The following is a 670-nucleotide window of genomic DNA, read 5'->3' on the forward strand; positions in this document are numbered from 1 at the left end:
GTCAGGTCACTAAAGAAGAGATCCAACTTGCGACTGCCATGATGGATCGTATGAATTTGCATGGCGAACAACGCCGTGCGGCGCAAGATGCATTCCGCGAAGGGAAAGAGAGTGATTTCCCATTAGAAGATGTGTTGGTGCGTGTAAAAATCTCGACCGCTGGCCGTTTTGATTTGCTGCAATTCTTCCTTGAACTGCAAATTTCCGCGGCCTTTGCTGATGGAGCTATCCATCCAAGCGAACGTAATGTGTTGCACAAAATTGCTCGTGGTTTAGGTTTCTCCTCTGAGCAACTAGAGCGTCGCCTGCAAATGCAAGAAGCGGCGTTCCGTTTCCAACATCAAGGTGGTTTCCATGGTCAGCAACAAGGCCAATACCAGTCGTCAGGTTGGCAGCAAGCCTCACAGGCGGATCAATTGGCCGATGCGTACAAAATTTTGGATGTGTCACCAGAGGCGGACGGTAAAACCGTTAAACGAGCTTACCGTAAGTTAATGAATGAGCATCACCCTGATAAGTTGATGGCCAAAGGTTTACCGCCAGAAATGATGAACGTCGCAAAAGAAAAATCGCAAGAAATTCAAAACGCTTACGATTTAATTAAAAAGGTAAAAGGCTTTAAGTAAGCCAAAATCTAGCAAGCAAACTAGAAAGTAAAAAGGGCACTTGG

1 protein-coding gene is annotated in these 670 nt (G+C 46.0%); it reads left to right on the plus strand.

The window, feature by feature from the left end:
* The coding region (djlA, locus tag R7O13_RS27555; protein ID WP_318305286.1) for a co-chaperone DjlA at positions 1–626 on the plus strand (626 nt) is incomplete at its 5' end.
* Positions 627–670: the final 44 nt, after the last annotated feature.

This window comes from Vibrio sp. Y176 (assembly GCF_033438945.1).